The following is a 17,170-nucleotide window of genomic DNA, read 5'->3' on the forward strand; positions in this document are numbered from 1 at the left end:
CAGGCCGATCCCGTCCAGATCATTGAGGGTGGGTCAAGGCAGGCAGACTCAAGTCCGGCTACACGAAGGTCACCGTGGGCGGCACACCTGTCACGGGCGTGCGGCTTGTTTTGGACCGCGGACCGGCCCCGGTGGTCAACGAGATCATCGTGGGCGCCGCCAAGTAGCAGCCGGCAGCGCAGGGCAAGGTGCCGCCATCGCCCGTGTTTTTCACACGGACGACGGCGGCACTTGCGTTGCACCGCCCGGCCCGGGCCGCGCGCGCCCGACGAAGATGACGGGCAGGTCGCCGTCCGTCTCGATGGCGTCGCCGCCGCCGTTGCGGCTGTGATAGCCGGTGGAGAAGTGCCGGATGGTGTGGACCCCGGCGCCGGAGCCCTGGAGGTCTGCGGTGACAAGGTTGCGTTCCTGGTCGGTGTTTTCGGCGATCTTGTGGGTGACCTGGAACGTGAACAGCGACAGGCCCACGCGGCGGTCGAAGGTGGCGGCGCCGATTAGGTCCACGTCGAAGCCGCCGGGGAGCTTCCAGCCGGCGGGGCACACCCAGAACCGGACGTGGTGGCGTTGGGACGGGCTGCAGTCAACCTCACGTTCGAAGGCCAGTGTCTGCCTGCGCTGGAACACGAACAGCGGGCTGACCGGTGCCGTGGGGTAGCTGCGGCGCAGCAGCGAGGCCCGGATGATGTGCCAGCTGGTGCGCAGCGTGATCGGGTCGGGTTCGCTCCAACCGGCGGCCAGCATGGCCTTCCGGAGCTCGGCCGGGCTGCCGATGACGGCCAGATTGACGGGGTCGCCGAGCAGGCCGTCGCCGGTGCGGGTCCGGCCGATGAAGTAGTCGGGGACGTACACCCCGGCCAGCAGGCGGTTCAGGCGCGGCAGCAGCACGTAGGTAGCCACCACCCAGATGACCAGGAACAGCCACGGCTGGCGGGCCCTGTCGTGGATTTCCAGCCTGATGAGCTCATAGACAACCCAGCCGGCCACCACCGTGACGATGAACAAAAAACTGCGCTGCAGCCACAGCAGGGCAGTGCTTTCCACTCGGCGGAATCCCCGGGGCAGGGTGTGCCCGCCGCGGGCCGGTTCTTCCATGATCTCGGGCTCCACCGTTTCATTATGGCCGTGATGGCCGGTCCAGGGACAGCCTTTCCCCCGCGGCGGCCACAAGGGGCGGCCGGGATACGGGTGTGGGCCCGCGGAAGGTCCGTGGGCCCACAGGGGGTCTTGATTAAACGGCTGACCCTTCCAGGTCCCGTTCGCCGGCAAAGGATGCGCCCTTGCTGCGGTTGACCATCAGGCCCAGGAGATCAAAGACGACAGTCGCCGCGGCAATGGAGGTAATGTCGGCGTGGTCGTAGGCCGGAGCGACCTCCACGACGTCGGCGCCAACAATGTTGATGCCGTTCAGCCCCCGCAGCAGGGCGAGCAGTTCGCGTGAATGCAGGCCGCCCATTTCTGGGGTTCCCGTGCCGGGGGCGTACGACGGGTCAAGGACGTCGATGTCGATGGAGACATAGACGGGGGTGTCGCCCAGTCGGTCTTTGACCTGCTGGATGGCGGCGGGAACGCCTATTACGTCGAGGTCGGAGCAGCGGATGATCTGGAAGCCGAACTCGTGGTCACGCAGGAAGTCGTCGCGGTCATAGACGGGGCCCCGGATCCCCACGTGCATTGAGCTGTCCTGAACGAGCAGCCCTTCCTCGAAGGCACGGCGGAAGATGGTGCCGTGGGTGACGGGCTGGTTGAAGTACGTGTCCCAGGTGTCCAGGTGGGCGTCGAAATGCAGCAGGGCGACCGGGCCGTGGACCTTGGTGAGCGCCCGCAGCATGGGAAGGGCGATGGTGTGGTCGCCACCGATCGCGATGACCCGCTTGTCTTCGGCCATGAGGGGCCGTGCCTGCTCTTCAATTTCACGCACTGCCTCGGTGATGTCGTAGGGGGTGCACGCCAGGTCACCGGCGTCAACTACCTGGGCCTCGGTGACCGGCTCGACGTCGAGCTCCACATGGTAGCCGGGGCGCAGCAGCCGCGACGCTTCGCGGACGGCGGCCGGACCGAACCGGGCGCCGGGGCGGTAGGAGGTGCCGCCGTCGAACGGGACACCGACGATGGCGATGTCGTAGTCGGGGACCTGGTCGATTTGCGGAAGCTTGGCAAAGGTGGCCAATCCGGCGTAGCGGGGGACTTTGGTCGCGTCGACGGGTCCGACGGGGGTGTGTGAGGTCATGGCAGGGATCCTTCGGTTACTTTGATTGCTGCCTGTTTGGCAGGCTTGATTTTGGTGGTGAGTTCGTGAAGTGTCTTATTGGCCGTCTCCGGTGCGAGGATGAACGTTGCCACCAGGCCGACCAGGGAAATGACTGCTCCGATCAGCAGGGAACCCGCGGCGCCAAAACTGATGATGGCGGCCGGCATCAGGTAGGTGCTGGCGGCTGATCCAACGCGGCTGATGGCCGTGCCAAAGCCAACAGCTGTGGCCCGAATTTCGGTGGGGAACAATTCATTGGGGTAGACGACTTCAAGGAAGCTGGAGGCTCCCGAGGCCAGGGCGAAGATGGCGAGGGCTATGAACAGCGGCGCCGCCTGCACATTGTGGATAAAGGCGGGGATGGCCAGGGCAACGACGATGACGCCGAAGCTCCACAGCAGCAGCTTGCGCCGGCCGATCCGTTCCACCAGCCACAGGCCGGGGATGCCTCCGATGACAAACAGCATGGAGATCAGCAGCGAGCCCCCATAGAGGTTGGCGTCACCGGTGAGCCCAAAGGAGGAGAGCAGGTCCGGGGCAAACGTGTAGACCGCGAAGAGCGGGATGACTTGGGCGGTCCAAAAGATGGAGACGAAGAGCGTCCGCTTCCAGAGTTCGCCCTTGAAAATGTCGGTGAGCCGGGCGGGCTTGGTGTTGGCGTCAGAATCGGATGAGATGTCGCTGAGGTCATATTGGTGTCCATACACTTGCTTGATCACTGCCCGCGCCTCATCCCTGCGACCGCGGGACAGGAGCCAGCGCGGTGATTCCGGCGTGCCAAGCCGGCACAGGAGTGTAATGACGGCGAAAATTGCGGGGCTGGCCACCATGATGCGCCAGGCATCCGGGCCGAAATTGCGCAGCAGGTAGCCGACGCCGAACGCAGCGGCAGCGCCTACCGCCCACACCACAAAGGTGGCCCCCAAGAGTCGACCGCGATACTTTTTGGGCAGGAATTCGGCCAGCAGTGATGTGGCGATGGGGTAGTCGGCTCCGATGGCCATGCCGAGCAGGAACCGGCACAAGACCACCTGCCAAATTTCCGCCGCAATACCGTTCAGGAGGGAGAATGCGGCCAGAGCGATCAGGTCCGCGATGTACATCTTGTGGCGGCCGATCTTGTCGGTGAGCCACCCGAAGATGGCCCCGCCAAAGAAGATCCCCACCAAGCTTGCGGCGCCGATCATCCCGATCTCGCCCGTGGTCAGTTTCAGGGCCGGTGTCATGGTGATCAGCGCAATGCCGATGATTGACAGTGAGTAGCCGTCGATGAACGGGCCACCCGAGGAGAAGACCGTCAGTTTCTTGTGAAATCTGCTCAGCGGGGCGTCATCAATGAGGTTGCTCGGTTCGCTCATTGCAAACCCTCTTCCGTGAATGCTCATCGCTGAGCGGGATATTCGTTCCTCCATCATTGGTGATGGGCATCACGAAACCCATACGTACATTGACTACAAAAGCAGGTGCGTCCTATACATTTGTCTAGAGTATTGGGCAGGGGCCCGTAGCAAATGACCGAGGGAGGGATCCATGGCCGTTACCGTCGCCGAACTGCTGGCAGAGCCGCAGCTCGGGCTTGGCTTGCTGGCCGGTTCCGCCGGCCTGGGCAACAGTATTACCTGGGCCCATACCTCCGACCTTCCCCGTTTGTGGGAATGGGTCACCGGGGGCGAGATCATGATGACCAACGGGCTTTCGCTGCCCAGTGACGCCCCGGCTCAGGTCGCCCTGGCGGAGGCATTGGTTAAGGCGGGCGCAAGCGCCTTGGCCATTGGTGAGAAGATGCACGCCCCGGAGCTCCTGCCCGAATTCCTGGCCGCCTGCAACAGCCTTCCCCTGCCGCTCATCAATGTCCCGTATCCCCTGCCGTTTATTGCCATCGCCCGATCCGTCGCGGAAGCATCCCTGCTGGAGGAATCCCGCAGACTGCGGCAGACTGCACGCATCTACGACCTTCTCCGGCTGACGGGGACCCGCGGGAATGGGTGGCATGAACTCGTGGCCCGTGTGGCTGCCGAGCTGGAAGCGGAAGTCCTTGTGCTGGAGCGGGGCTGCCTGCATTCCTGGCATCCAGGTGGTGAAGCGATCCCCGATGAATTGGTCCAGGACCTGGTGCCGCTGCTCGGGCAGGATGCCGGGGCGGTCAAACAATTCCAATGGCACCACCTGGACGGCGACCGGCATTTGCTGATGATGGACATCCCCACGCACGCAAATGCCGTTCTGGTTGTTTTGCCGAACTCGGCACCGCACCCCGACGCAGTGGTGCTTCTGCACGCAGCAACGGTGCTGGGCCTTGAACTGTCCAGGGCCGTCCTGGAACTGGAAAACCAGCACAGGCTGGGATCCGAATTCCTGTTGCAGGCCATCGACGGGCGCTACGGTACGGCCGACGTGGAAAACGGATTGTCGGGTTTTGGTGTGCCGGCGCAGGAGTTTTTCATCGCATCGATGTCCAGCGCGGATGAGCGGGGCCTTGATGACATCCATGCGGATTTGTGGCGGCACGGCTTTGCGACCGCCTGCCTGCGCCGGGCCGACAGGCTTCATGTCGCCATTTCCGCGGCGTGCCCGCAGGATCTGCTGCGCCACGCGGTCGGACCGGGGGTCAGGATCGGGCTCAGCAGTCCCGCGACGGCCTCCGGACTGCAGCGTGCCCTGCAGGAGTCCCTGTGGGCCCTGGGCACGGCGGCAAGCTCGGGGGAGGCGCTGGTCCGCTACGCCGAGGGGCCGTCCTGGCTGGGATTGACCAGTTTCACCGAAGGCCAAGCACTCGTTCAACATTTGTTGGGTCCCGTCTTCGAATATGAGCGGGGGCGGCAACCGGACCTCATCGTTACGTTGAAGACTTATCTGGACTTGCAGCGCTCATGGCATAAAACAGCCGCCGCGCTCTTCGTCCACCGCCAAACCGTCATATATCGGATCCGAAAAATTAGTGAGCTGACCGGACTGGACTTGACCGAAACCTCAGCCCTGGCCCAGGTCTGGATCGCCTTGCAGATCCACCACGCGATGGACACCGGGTCGTGACACGTTGGCCGGCGTCGTACCGGCAAATCCGCAGGCGTTGGACGAAGGGGACCGCAAGGTCAGCAGCGCCGGAGCCAACGGCCGCCTCGCGGCTGGTGGGACACTCCGGGCGGCCCGCCGCAACTTTTCTGTAAGCTGGGATCACATTCAACGTTTGGGGTCCCATGCTTCGTCGTGCCGCTGGTCTTTTGCTCGTGCTTGCCCTTGTCCTGACGGGTGCCGCCTGTTCTTCCCCGAAGGACGACGGAACGGCAACAGCCAAGTCACTGGCCGCGGCGCTCTCGGCGCACACGGTGGGCAGCGTGGCGTTTGACCAGCCGGCCGCCGAGGTCCAAAAGGAGCTCACGGAGCTGTCCGCGGGGATCGACCCATTGTGGCCAAAGGTCAGTGTGGACGGCGTTGCTGTCAAGGAGGACGGCACCGCCCGCATCTCCCTGGGCTACTCCTGGACCATTCCGAAGGTGGAGAAGCCGTGGACGTACAAAACGGGCGCGGACATGAAGCGCAACGGCGACGGCTGGACCATCACGTGGTCGCCCGCGATGGTGGAGCCCAGACTGGCGGCCGGTGAACGGCTGAAGATCAGCACCGCCTACGCCGCGAGGGCCGGCATCCTGGCCGCGGACGGCCAGGCGATCGTGAAGGACCGTCCGGTGGAAACCGTGGGCATCAACAAGGACGGCCTCAGCGAAGCGGAAGGCCAGGCGTCCGCAAAGGCGCTGGCTGCCGTCGTCGACATTGATCCGGCCGCCTACCTCGCCAAGATCAAGGCTTACGGTCCCGTGGCGTTTGTGGATGCCATTACCCTGCGCGAGGAGGCTTTTGCCGCCCTGGACCAAACAAGGCTCAAGGACATCAAGGGTTTCCTGGCCACGCCCGGGACACTGCCGCTGGCGCCGTCGCGCACCTTTGCCCAGGCGGTTCTGGGTTCGGTGCACGAGGCCACCGCGGAAGATATCAAGAAGTCCAAGGGCAAGATTGTGGCCGGTCAGGTGGTGGGCGGCAGCGGCCTGCAGGCCGCCTTTGACGACCAGCTCGCGGGCACGCCCGGCGTCACCATCACGGCCACGCCCTCGGCAACCGCCACGCCTTCCGCGGGAGCCACTGAGGCGCCAGCCCCGGCACCGACGCCCGATCCCAACGCCGGCGGCGGCGGAGCGAAAGTCCTCTTCACGCAGGCGCCCACTGACGGGAAGGACGTGAAGACCACCCTGGTGCCGAAGCTGCAGACGGCGGCCGAGGACGCCCTGGCCGATGTCAAGACCCCCAGCTCCATTGTAGTGATGAAGCCGTCCACCGGAGCCATTCTGGCCGCCGCCAACGGCCCGGACAGCAATGGCTACAACACGGCCTTCCTGGGGGAGTACGCCCCCGGATCCACGTTCAAGATCGCGACGTCGCTGGGCCTGTTCCGGGAGGGCCTGAACCCGCAGTCAACACTGAGCTGCACGCCGGAATTCACGGCGGACGGCAAAAAGTTCTACAACGCCCCCGGCTACGCCGTGGATGCCGAAGGCCAGATCCCCATGACCGTGGCCATTGCCCACTCCTGCAACACCGCTTTTGTGTCCCAGTACAAGAACCTGGCGCAGGGCAAGCTGGCCGACGCGGCAGGCGCCCTGGGCATTGGCATGACCAACGATCTCGGACTGGACGCGTTCATGGGCGCCGTGCCGCGCGATTCGGCGGGCACTGAGCACGCCGCCTCCATGATCGGCCAGGGCAAGGTCCAAGTGTCCCCGCTGGCGCTGGCCACCATGATGTCATCGGCGGTCAAGGGGGCAACCGTGGCCCCGGTGCTGGTGGCCGGCCATGACGGCAAGGCCAAGCCGGCCGGGGACGCACCGCTGACGGCCAAGGAAGCCGAGGGGCTGCGCACCATGATGCGGGCGTCCGTCACCGACGGCTACCTGACCAATCTGGCGGACCTGCCGGGTGCTCCTGCGATGGGCAAGACCGGGACCGCCGAATACGGCACGGACAACCCGCCGCGGACCCACTCTTGGGTCATTGCCGCCCAGGGCGACATTGCCGTGGCGGTTTTCGTGGAAGACGGCGACCTCGGTGCGATCACCGGCGGTCCGCTGGCCAAGGCGGCGCTGGAGGCCGCCGTCGGCAACTAGGCATTGGCCGGTGGCGCCGGCCGCCTGCAGGTACAGCAATGGGAAGGACCGAGATGCACAGTTCGGAGATCGCGAAGGTTTCGTTTTCCACCACTACGCTTCGTGACGGCTACGACATGGAGGACGTCGACGACATGCTGGACCGTGCCCGCGACGCGCTGCTTGCCTGGGAGGGCGGGCAGGCCGGTGCGATGGCGTCGGAGGACGTGGCGGCATGCACGTTTGCCGTGACAAATTCACGGACAGGCTATGACCAGGCCGACGTGGACAATTTCCTTGACACGCTGTCCGTGGCGCTAAAACTTTACGAAACCGGCGGCCGGCCCACAACGTAAGTCCGCGCCGGCAGGGACTTCACCGGTCCGGCGTCGTCATCGAAGGACGACTGTCCGGTTCCCCGAGAGGATAATCCTGCCTTCCGCGTGCCACCGGACCGCGTTGGTCAGCGCCTTGCATTCGGCATCGCGGCCCACGGCCACGAGGTCCGCGGCGCTGTAGCTGTGGTCGACCTCGATGACCTGCTGGGCGATGATCGGCCCCTCGTCCAGCTCGGCATTGACGTAGTGGGCGGTGGCGCCAACGGTCTTGACACCACGTTCGTAGGCCTGGTGATATGGCTTGGCGCCCTTGAAACTGGGCAGGAAGGAGTGGTGGATGTTGATGGCCCTGCCCGTGAGTACGGACGTGAGGCGGTCGCTGAGAACCTGCATGTACCGGGCGAGCACCACCAGCTCCACTTTGTAGCCGTCCACCAGGTCCAGCAGCTGCGCTTCTGCGGCCGGCTTGGTGTCCGCACTGACGGGGATGTGGTGGAACGGGATCCCGTGCCAGGCGACCAGGTCCTTGTGCGTTTCGTGGTTGGAGACGACAGCAACAATCTCCACCGGAAGTTCACCGCTCCTGGCGCGAAAGAGCAGGTCGTTCAGGCAATGGCCGTACTTGGAGACCATGACCAGAATGCGTTCCCTGCGGCCCTGCGGCTCCAGCCGCCAATTCATGCCCCATTGTTCCGCCACGGGGGCGAAGCTATCCCGGAGTTCGCCAGCCGTGGGGCCGCCGCCCGTCGGCACGAAACGCACCCGCATGAAGAAGTGCCCTTTAAGCTGGTCGCCGAACTGCTTGATGTCGACGATGAAACAGCCGTGGTCCAGGAGGTATTCGGCCACGGAATGAACAATCCCCGGGGATTCGGCGCAGTCAAGGGTGAGGACAAAACCGTCATTCGCCGTCCCCGGGGCGTTCACCACGGGGATGGCCGACGGCGTGCCGCTGGCTTCCGCGCTCACCGTCCGGTCTCCGTGGCGTTGTCCAGCAAATCCTGGGCGATAACGCGTTCAGACTCGAGATCGTCCTGGAACCTGGCGTAGCGGGACAGGTGGTTCGGGCGTCGTCGCAGGACGAACCACACCACGCCGAGGATGATGAACCAGATCGGCGTGACGAGCAGGGCCACCAGGGTGTCGGTTTGGGTGGTCAGTGCCCAGATGACAAAGGCGAAGAACGCAAGGACCACAAACACCATGGGGATGCCACCGGGCATTTTGAACTTGGACGAGTTGTGCAATTCGGGCCGGCGCCGCCGGAAGGCAAGGTAGCTGAAAAGAATGATTGACCAGACGAAAACGAAGCAGACGGCGGAAACGGTGGTCACCATTTCAAAGGCCTTGCCGATGTCCTGTCCGGCGTACATGAGGACTACGCCGGAGAGGAGCAGGATGCAGGAGAGGAACAGTGCATTGCTGGGAACCTTGCGGCGGGAAAGCTTGCCGAAGGGGCGCGGCGCGTCGCCTTCCTGGGCCAAGCCGTAAACCATGCGGGAGGTGGAGTAAATGCCCGAGTTGGCCGAGGACATTGCGGACGTCAGCACCACGAGGTTGACCACGGTGGCGGCGGCACCCAATCCAGCCAGGGAGAACATGGCGACAAAGGGGCTGTGCCCGGCGGCGAACTGGGTCCACGGGATGACGGACATCAGGATGATCAGGGCGCCTACGTAGAAGAGCAGCACGCGGATGGGGATGGAGTTGATGGCCTTGGGGAGGTTTTTCTCCGGGTCCTTGGCCTCGGCTGCCGTTGTTCCGACCAGCTCAATGCCCACGAAGGCAAAGACGGCAATCTGGAAACCGGCGACGAAGCCCATGAATTCGTGCGGGAAGAAGCCGCCGTGGCTCCACAAATTCGTAAAGGTTGCCGGTCCGGCATCCGAACGGAACCCGCTGAAGATCATGAACAGGCCCACCACGATCAAGGCGGCAATGGCAACAATCTTGATCAGTGCAAACCAAAATTCGGTTTCGCCAAACGCCTTGACGGTGGTCAGGTTCAGCACCAGAAGTATGCCGATCGTGACGAGCCCGGGAATCCACAGCGGAAGTCCCGGCCATAGTTCCTGCGAATACCCGGCGATGGCAATGACATCCGCAATTCCGGTAATCACCCAGCAGAACCAGTACGTCCAGCCTGTGAAGAAACCGGCCCAGGGGCCCAGCAGGTCCGCAGCGAAATCGCTGAATGACTTGTAGTGGAGGTTGCTCAGCAGGAGCTCACCCATGGCCCGCATGACGAAGAACAGCATGAAGCCGATGATCATGTACACGAAGATCACGGACGGCCCGGCGGCGGAGATGGTCTTGCCCGAGCCCATGAACAGGCCCGTTCCAATGGCTCCGCCGATGGCGATCAGTTGGATGTGCCGGTTGCTCAGTTGCCGTTCAAGCTGGGGCGGCTCTTCACGGACGGCAGTGGGGTGGCGAATCGTCAAAAGGAACTCCATCGTTCGGGCAGCACAGGGCCACGCATGTTTGGGTTCCTCCCCACTCTGTCTGGGACCTGAGAGTTTCCGCACCGCCTTATGTTCAGGGCGGGGCTTGCACCTTCGGTGAGTCCGGTTTCCCGAACTGCTTTCCAGAGTTGCCTTTCCACGGCGGTACATGGGCCTGAGAGATTCCCGGGGAGGGTTTGCTCCTACGGCGCCTGCCAAGACGTACCGGCAGGACTCTCCCGCCGCGGATCGTGGGCACTTCATTTTCTTGGGTGATGCGAGTCACACGGTATCGCACGGTGTTGGCGTCACGCAAACGAGCGGGTGGAGTCGGAGGTTGTGGGCCGGCGCGTGCGGGACCGGGGTGCCGCCATTTGTGCGGCACGCAATTGCCTGTCCGCAACGCCCTGTCCGCACCGCCCTGTCCGCACCGCGGTTTTGCCTCATATGGCATCTTCGTGTAGTGTGTGGTGCGAATCACCCACATCTTAATATGCCTTTCGAATCGTGGCGGGAGAGTCCTCCCAGTTTTTTTGGCGGCGCCGTAGGAGCAAATCCTCCCCAGGAATCTCTCAGGCCCATGTACCGCCACGGCGAGGCAACTCTGGAAAGTAGTTTGGCGAAAGCCTGGCTCACCGACGGTGCAAGCGGACTCCACGTCCCGCGGAATCTCTCAGGTCCACGACAGAGCGGGGAGGAACCCAAATCCATGCCTGCCCCCGTGCCGGCCACACCTTGGAGTTCCTCATGACGATTCAATCCAACCCGACTGTGTTTGCCGACCGGCACATTGGCGCCCGCCGCCAGGCCGACGTCGAGCGCATGCTCAAGGCCATCGGCTACGACAGCGTCGATTCGCTGGTCGAGACGGCCGTTCCCGATTCCATCCGTCAGGGGACACCGCTGGCACTCCAGCCGGCGCTCAGCGAGGTCGAGGTGTTGGGTGAACTCCGCGCACTTGCCGCGAAAAACAAGACGGCCATCCAGATGATCGGCCAAGGCTACTACGACACCGTGACGCCTGCGGTGATCCGCCGCAACGTCCTGGAGGCCCCGGCCTGGTACACCGCCTACACCCCGTACCAGCCCGAGATCTCCCAAGGCCGCCTTGAAGCGCTGCTGAACTTCCAGACCATGGTCAGCGACCTGACGGCACTTCCGGTGGCAAACGCCTCCCTGCTTGACGAAGCGACCGCCGTGGCCGAAGCCGTGCTGCTCATGCGCCGGGCCAACAAGTCCACGGGCGCCGCGGAGGGCAAGACAGTGCTCGATGCCGACCTCCTTCCGCAGACCATCGCCATTGTCAGGGGCCGCGCCGAAGCCCTGGGCTTTGCGGTGGAGGTTGCTGACCTGTCCGTGGGCCTGCCGGAAGGTGCGATCAACGGCGTCGTCCTGCAGCAGCCGGGCGTTTCGGGCCGCGTCTTCAACCACGCCCCGGTCATTGCCGCGGCAAAGGAACGCGGCGCGCTCGTCACGGTGGCCGCGGACCTGCTGGCCCTGACCCTGATCACGCCTCCCGGGGAACAGGGCGCGGACATCGCGGTGGGAACCGCCCAGCGCTTCGGCGTCCCGCTGTTCTTCGGCGGCCCGCACGCGGCCTACATGGCCGTCCGCAAAGGGATGGAACGCTCGCTGCCCGGACGCATCGTGGGGGTCTCCACCGACACCACCGGCCTTCCGGCCTACCGCCTTGCCCTGCAAACCCGCGAGCAGCATATCCGCCGCGAAAAGGCCACCTCCAACATCTGCACGGCGCAGGCGCTGCTGGCCATCGTCGCATCGATGTACGCCGTCTACCACGGCCCCGAAGGCCTGAAGGCAATCGCCGAAACCGTTCACAGCCACGCACGCGCCCTCGCCGCGGCACTGGCGGCATCCGGCGTCGAGCTCCTGCACACCTCCTTCTTCGACACCCTCACGGTGCACGTTCCAGGACGGGCCGGCGTCATCGTGGGACTCGCTGAGCGGGGTGGCATCAACCTGCGCCCCATCGATGCCGACCACGTGGGCATTTCTGTTGACGAGACGACGACGGCGGACATCGTCGCCCGCGTGGCCGCCGTGTTTGGTGCCGTACCGGCAGGTGACGGCACCGACCAGGCCGGCAGCGCAGGCTTTGCCCTCACCGCGGACACCGAGCGCACCTCGGACTTCCTGACCCACCCCGTGTTCAACACCCACCGCTCGGAAACGCAGATCCTGCGCTACATCCGCCGCCTCAGCGACCGCGACCTGGCCCTGGACCGCACCATGATCCCGCTGGGCTCGTGCACCATGAAGCTCAATGCCACCGCCGAGATGGAAGCCATCTCCTGGCCTGGATTCGCCTCCATCCACCCCTTCGCCCCGGACTCCCAAACGGTGGGCTGGCGCGAATTGATCGGCGGCCTTGAAGCGGACCTGTGCGAGATCACCGGCTACGACCAGGTCTCCCTCCAGCCCAACGCCGGCTCCCAGGGCGAGCTCGCCGGCCTGTTGGCCATCCGCGGCTACCACCTCTCCCGCGGCGACGTCCAGCGCACCATCTGCCTCATTCCGCAGTCCGCCCACGGCACCAACGCCGCGTCCGCCGTTCTGGCCGGCATGAAGGTTGTGGTGGTGGCCACGGCCGCCGACGGCACCATCGACCACGCGGACCTTACCGCCAAGATCGAGACGCACAAGGACCAGCTCTCGGCCATCATGATTACCTACCCTTCCACCCATGGCGTGTACGACGCCGATGTGCGCGAGGTGTGCGACGCCGTCCACGCAGCCGGGGGACAGGTGTACGTTGACGGCGCCAACCTGAACGCCCTTGTGGGGCTCGCCCAGCCCGGCAAGTTCGGGGGCGACGTCAGCCACCTGAACCTGCACAAAACCTTCTGCATCCCGCACGGCGGTGGCGGTCCCGGCGTCGGGCCGGTTGCCGCCAAGGCCCACCTGGCTCCGTTCATGCCCGGCGATGCCAATGCGGTCTCAACAGGCCCGGCCACCGGCGTCCCGATCTCCGCCTCGCGCTTTGGTTCCGCGGGCGTCCTACCGATCTCCTGGGCCTACGTGAAGCTGATGGGCGGACAGGGGCTCACCGAGGCCACCAAGTCCGCGCTCTTGGCGGCGAACTACATCGCCTCCCAGCTCAACGATCACTTCCCGGTCCTCTACACTGGTGCCGGCGACCTGGTGGCCCACGAGTGCATCCTGGACCTGCGCGAGCTGACCGCCAGGACCGGGGTCACCGCCGAAGACGTGGCCAAGCGCCTGATCGACTACGGCTTCCATGCCCCCACCCTGTCGTTCCCCGTCGCCGGCACGCTCATGGTGGAACCCACCGAGTCGGAGGACCTCACCGAAATCAACCGGTTCATCACCGCCATGGTCTGCATCCGGGCGGAAATCGACCAGGTGGCCGACGGTGCCTTCGACCTGGCGGACAGCCCGCTGCGCAACGCTCCCCACACGGCTGCCGCCGTCGTCGATTCGCTCTGGGACCGCGGCTACCCGCGCGAACAGGCGGTCTTCCCCGTGGACAGCCTGAGGCAGGACAAGTATTTCCCGCCCGTGGGCCGCGTTGACGGTGCTGCCGGGGACCGCAACCTGGTCTGCTCGTGCCCTCCGATCGAAGATTTCGCTGACAACGCAACAGACTTCGCCAACTAACACCGCAAAGGAATTGCCATGACTGAGAACCACACAGCCCTTTACGGCGAACACGAAAAAGCCGGCGCATCCTTCACCGACTTTGGTGGCTGGCAAATGCCGCTGAAGTACTCCTCCGAGCTGGCCGAGCACCACGCCGTCCGCAACGCCGCAGGCCTCTTTGACCTGTCCCACATGGGTGAGGTCTGGGTGAGCGGCCCCGACGCCGCAGCCTTCCTGGACTACGCCCTGGCCGGCAAGCTCTCCGCGGTGGCCGTGGGCAAGGCCAAGTACTCGCTGATCTGCAACGCCGACGGCGGCATCATCGACGACCTGATCTCCTACCGGCGCAGCGACGAGAAATACCTGGTGGTTCCCAACGCCGGCAACGCCGCTAAGGTTGCCGGGCTCCTGGCCGAGCGGGCTTCGGGGTTCGACGTCGCCGTCGAGGATGTCTCCAGCGAGACCTCGCTGATCGCCGTTCAGGGCCCCCACGCCGAAGCAATCCTGCTGACGCTGGTGCCTGCGGACCAGCATTCCCGCGTGACCGAACTGAAGTACTACGCTGCCGTCGAGGTAGGCATCACCGTCAAGGGCACTGTTCAGGAACTGCTGCTGGCACGCACCGGCTACACCGGCGAGGACGGCTTTGAGATCTACGTGCCCAACGCCGGTGCCGCAGCCTTGTGGCAGGCGCTCCTGGAAAGCGGGCAGGCCCACGGGCTCATCCCGGCCGGCCTTGCCGCCCGGGACTCGCTGCGCCTGGAGGCCGGCATGCCCCTGTACGGCAACGAACTCTCGCTGGACGGACACGCCTACGCCGCCGGACTGGGGCCCGTGGTGTCGCTGGCCAAGGAAAGCGACTTCATCGGAAAGGCTGCGCTCGCCGCCATCAAGGCAGCGGGCGACGGCGCCACCACCGGCCGCAGGCTCGTCGGGCTCAAGGGTCTTGGCCGCCGATCCGCCCGCGGCCACTACCCGGTCCTCAAGGACGGCGCCGTCATCGGCGAAGTCACCTCCGGCCAGCCCAGCCCCACGTTGGGCTACCCGGTCGCCATGGCCTATGTCGACGTCGCGCACGCCGAAGTCGGCACCCTGCTGGACGTCGACCTGCGCGGCAAGGCCGAGCCCTTTGAGGTCGTCGCACTGCCGTTCTACAAGCGCCAAAAGTAGCCGCAGGCGCCGGCGGTCAAACTTGTCGAGACCACCGGCGCGGGAGCCGGTATTTCCCCGGCTGGGCCCACAGACGCGAGGGTCCCGCGGCGAGCTTGCGAACCGTGGGAGCGTCTGGGATCTATCCGGCCCGTCGGCCGCGGGCGGCCTTTGGGGCCTCCTTTACGTTGCCTTCGAAAACACCAACTCCCGCGACTCGCCTTGATTGTCGCCGGCCCGGAGCGACAGTAGACCAAGCCCCTGGGTAGCCGGCCTTCCTGTACCAATCCTTCACTAGACCAACAGAACGGAACATCATGAGCAAAGTCGCTCCTGACCTGAAATACTCCGCGGAGCACGAGTGGATCGCCGCGGACGGCACCAGCCCGACCACGGTTGGAGTCTCCGCCGTGGCCGCCGATGCACTGGGCGACATTGTGTATGTTGACCTGCCCGAGGTGGGGTCCGCCGTCACCGCGGGCGAGCCCTGCGGGGAGATTGAGTCCACCAAGTCCGTCTCCGACCTTTACGCCCCCGTGACCGGCAAGGTCACCGAAGTAAACACCGCCGTAGTCGACGACCCGGCCCTGGTCAATTCCGATCCCTACGGGGCCGGGTGGCTCTTCAAGGTGACCGTTGAGTCGGAGGGGCCGCTGCTGACAGCGGCCGAGTATGCAGCTGCCAATGGCGGCGGGCTGTGAGCCGCGCCGGCGCCACCGTGGACTACGTCCAGGTGGCTTCACGAAGCCTTGATGCACCGCTGGCAACCCTGGACCCGGAAATCGCCGTGGCGATCGACGCCGAACTGGCCCGCCAGCGCACCGGCCTGGAAATGATCGCCTCGGAAAACCACACAGCGGCGGCCGTCATGGCAGCCCAGGGCTCGGTGCTGACCAACAAGTACGCCGAAGGCTATCCGGGGCGCCGCTACTACGGCGGCTGCGAGCACGTGGACGTTGTTGAGCAGCTCGCGATCGACCGTGTCAAGGCCCTATTCGGTGCGGAGTACGCGAACGTTCAGCCGCACTCCGGCGCACAGGCGAACGCCTCCGTTATGCACGCATTGATCAAGCCCGGGGACACCATCATGGGGCTGAACCTGGCCCACGGCGGGCACCTCACGCACGGCATGCGCATCAACTTCTCTGGGCGCCTCTACAACGTGGTGCCGTACCAGGTCCGCGAGGACACGCACCAGGTGGACATGGCCGAGGTGGAGCGGCTGGCGCTCGAACACAAGCCCGCGCTGATTGTGGCCGGCTGGTCCGCCTATGCCCGGCAGCTGGACTTTGCCGAATTCCGCCGCATCGCGGACCTGGTGGGTGCCTACCTCATGGTGGACATGGCGCACTTTGCCGGTTTGGTGGCAGCGGGGCTGCACCCGTCCCCGGTGCCCTACGCCCACGTCACCACGTCCACCACGCACAAGACCCTGGCCGGTCCGCGCGGTGGCATCATCCTGAGCAACGACGCCGACATCGCCCAAAAGATCAACTCAGCCGTCTTCCCCGGGCAGCAGGGTGGTCCGCTGGAGCACGTCATTGCCGGCAAGGCCGTGGCGTTCAAGATCGCCGCCACCCCGGAATTCAGGGAACGCCAGGAGCGCGTGCTGGCGGGTGCCCGCGTTTTGGCCGAACGCCTCATCCAGCCGGATGTCGCAGCCAAGGGGATCTCCGTGATTTCCGGTGGCACCGATGTGCATTTGGTCTTGGTGGATTTGCGCAATTGTGAGCTCAATGGCCAGGAGGCCGAGGACCGGTTCGCCGCCATCGACATCACCGTCAACCGCAACGCCGTACCCTTTGATCCCCGCCCGCCGATGGTCACCTCCGGGTTGCGCATTGGTACGCCTGCCTTGGCTACCCGTGGATTTGGTGAGGCGGCGTTTGCCGAGGTAGCCGACATCATTGCCGAGGCGCTCATAGCCGACGCCGGTGCCGACCTTTCCGCGCTGCGGTCACGGGTGGAGGCACTCGCCACAGCCCACCCGCTGTATCCCGGGGTCGCGGCGCTGTCCTGACCGGCACTGTCCTGACCGAAGGTAGCTCCGGCTCCTTGTGGCCTGCTTGACCCGGGCGTTCCCGCCTGATGGGGCTCCCGGGTTGGCAGCGGTTCCCTCCGCTCCCTGTTTTGTTGGTTTCCCCGGCACAGACCCCGTGCCGCGAGAAAGGTGTTTTTGCGATGTCTGTTGGTGTTTTTGATTTGTTTTCCGTGGGTATTGGCCCGTCGAGTTCC

The 17,170-nt window shown here is 65.1% G+C and carries 12 protein-coding genes and 3 riboswitches; of the genes, 7 read left to right on the top strand and 5 right to left on the bottom strand.

The features are described 5' to 3' along the window. Positions 1–210 precede the first annotated feature (210 nt). From CVV68_RS20050 to CVV68_RS20060, 3 genes are all read right to left on the bottom strand, one after another. Complete coding sequence (locus CVV68_RS20050) at positions 211–1,092, bottom strand: LssY C-terminal domain-containing protein (RefSeq protein ID WP_110502782.1); 882 nt, start codon at positions 1,090–1,092, stop codon at positions 211–213. Between the two features lie 136 nt (positions 1,093–1,228). After that, entirely contained in the window at positions 1,229–2,227 is a 999-nt protein-coding gene (speB, locus tag CVV68_RS20055; protein WP_110502770.1) for an agmatinase, read from the bottom strand. Continuing rightward, positions 2,224–3,606 (bottom strand): MFS transporter, encoded by a 1,383-nt coding sequence (locus CVV68_RS20060; protein ID WP_110502771.1) that lies wholly within the window; start codon positions 3,604–3,606, stop codon positions 2,224–2,226. Before CVV68_RS20060 ends, speB begins: the two co-directional genes overlap by 4 nt. A gap of 172 nt (positions 3,607–3,778) precedes the next feature. Here CVV68_RS20060 and CVV68_RS20065 point away from each other — a divergent pair, with 172 nt between their 5' ends. The 3 genes from CVV68_RS20065 to CVV68_RS20075 all read left to right on the top strand — a co-directional run bounded on the left by CVV68_RS20065 (position 3,779) and on the right by CVV68_RS20075 (position 7,739). Beyond that, complete coding sequence (locus CVV68_RS20065; protein ID WP_110502772.1) at positions 3,779–5,281, top strand: PucR family transcriptional regulator; 1,503 nt, start codon at positions 3,779–3,781, stop codon at positions 5,279–5,281. Between the two features lie 194 nt (positions 5,282–5,475). Beyond that, positions 5,476–7,404 carry a penicillin-binding transpeptidase domain-containing protein gene (locus CVV68_RS20070; protein WP_211320934.1) on the top strand — a complete coding sequence of 643 codons (1,929 nt, stop codon included), beginning with the start codon at positions 5,476–5,478 and terminating at the stop codon, positions 7,402–7,404. Between the two features lie 53 nt (positions 7,405–7,457). Then, positions 7,458–7,739, top strand: coding sequence for a DivIVA domain-containing protein (locus CVV68_RS20075; protein WP_170133267.1), 282 nt, complete (start codon positions 7,458–7,460; stop codon positions 7,737–7,739). Positions 7,740–7,775: 36 nt separating this feature from the next. Here the strand turns inward: CVV68_RS20075 and purU are convergent, their stop codons facing one another. Together purU and cycA are read right to left on the bottom strand one after the other, a co-directional pair. Beyond that, complete coding sequence (purU, locus tag CVV68_RS20080; RefSeq protein WP_170133268.1) at positions 7,776–8,657, bottom strand: formyltetrahydrofolate deformylase; 882 nt, start codon at positions 8,655–8,657, stop codon at positions 7,776–7,778. Positions 8,658–8,686: 29 nt separating this feature from the next. Continuing rightward, positions 8,687–10,177, bottom strand: coding sequence for a D-serine/D-alanine/glycine transporter (gene cycA, locus CVV68_RS20085; RefSeq protein WP_110502776.1), 1,491 nt, complete (start codon positions 10,175–10,177; stop codon positions 8,687–8,689). A 35-nt stretch (positions 10,178–10,212) separates the two neighbouring features. After that, positions 10,213–10,317, bottom strand: a riboswitch (glycine riboswitch). Position 10,318: 1 nt separating this feature from the next. Next, positions 10,319–10,417: riboswitch (glycine riboswitch) on the bottom strand. 249 nt (positions 10,418–10,666) lie between these two features. Next, positions 10,667–10,763: riboswitch (glycine riboswitch) on the top strand. 149 nt (positions 10,764–10,912) lie between these two features. On the opposite strand from cycA, the gene gcvP reads away from it, so the two are divergent. The 4 genes from gcvP to glyA all read left to right on the top strand — a co-directional run bounded on the left by gcvP (position 10,913) and on the right by glyA (position 16,955). Beyond that, a complete protein-coding gene (gcvP, locus tag CVV68_RS20090) occupies positions 10,913–13,804 on the top strand; it encodes an aminomethyl-transferring glycine dehydrogenase (protein WP_110502778.1) in 2,892 nt (963 codons plus the stop codon). 18 nt (positions 13,805–13,822) lie between these two features. Then, positions 13,823–14,956, top strand: coding sequence for a glycine cleavage system aminomethyltransferase GcvT (gene gcvT / locus CVV68_RS20095; RefSeq protein WP_110502779.1), 1,134 nt, complete (start codon positions 13,823–13,825; stop codon positions 14,954–14,956). Positions 14,957–15,252: 296 nt separating this feature from the next. Continuing rightward, positions 15,253–15,636: a glycine cleavage system protein GcvH gene (gene gcvH / locus CVV68_RS20100; protein WP_110502780.1), complete on the top strand. Its 384-nt coding sequence runs from the start codon at positions 15,253–15,255 to the stop codon at positions 15,634–15,636. Then, positions 15,633–16,955 carry a serine hydroxymethyltransferase gene (gene glyA, locus CVV68_RS20105; RefSeq protein WP_110502781.1) on the top strand — a complete coding sequence of 441 codons (1,323 nt, stop codon included), beginning with the start codon at positions 15,633–15,635 and terminating at the stop codon, positions 16,953–16,955. Before gcvH ends, glyA begins: the two co-directional genes overlap by 4 nt. The last annotated feature ends 215 nt before the right edge of the window (positions 16,956–17,170 follow it).

Source organism: Arthrobacter livingstonensis (assembly GCF_003219815.1).
Lineage (GTDB): Bacteria > Actinomycetota > Actinomycetes > Actinomycetales > Micrococcaceae > Specibacter > Specibacter livingstonensis.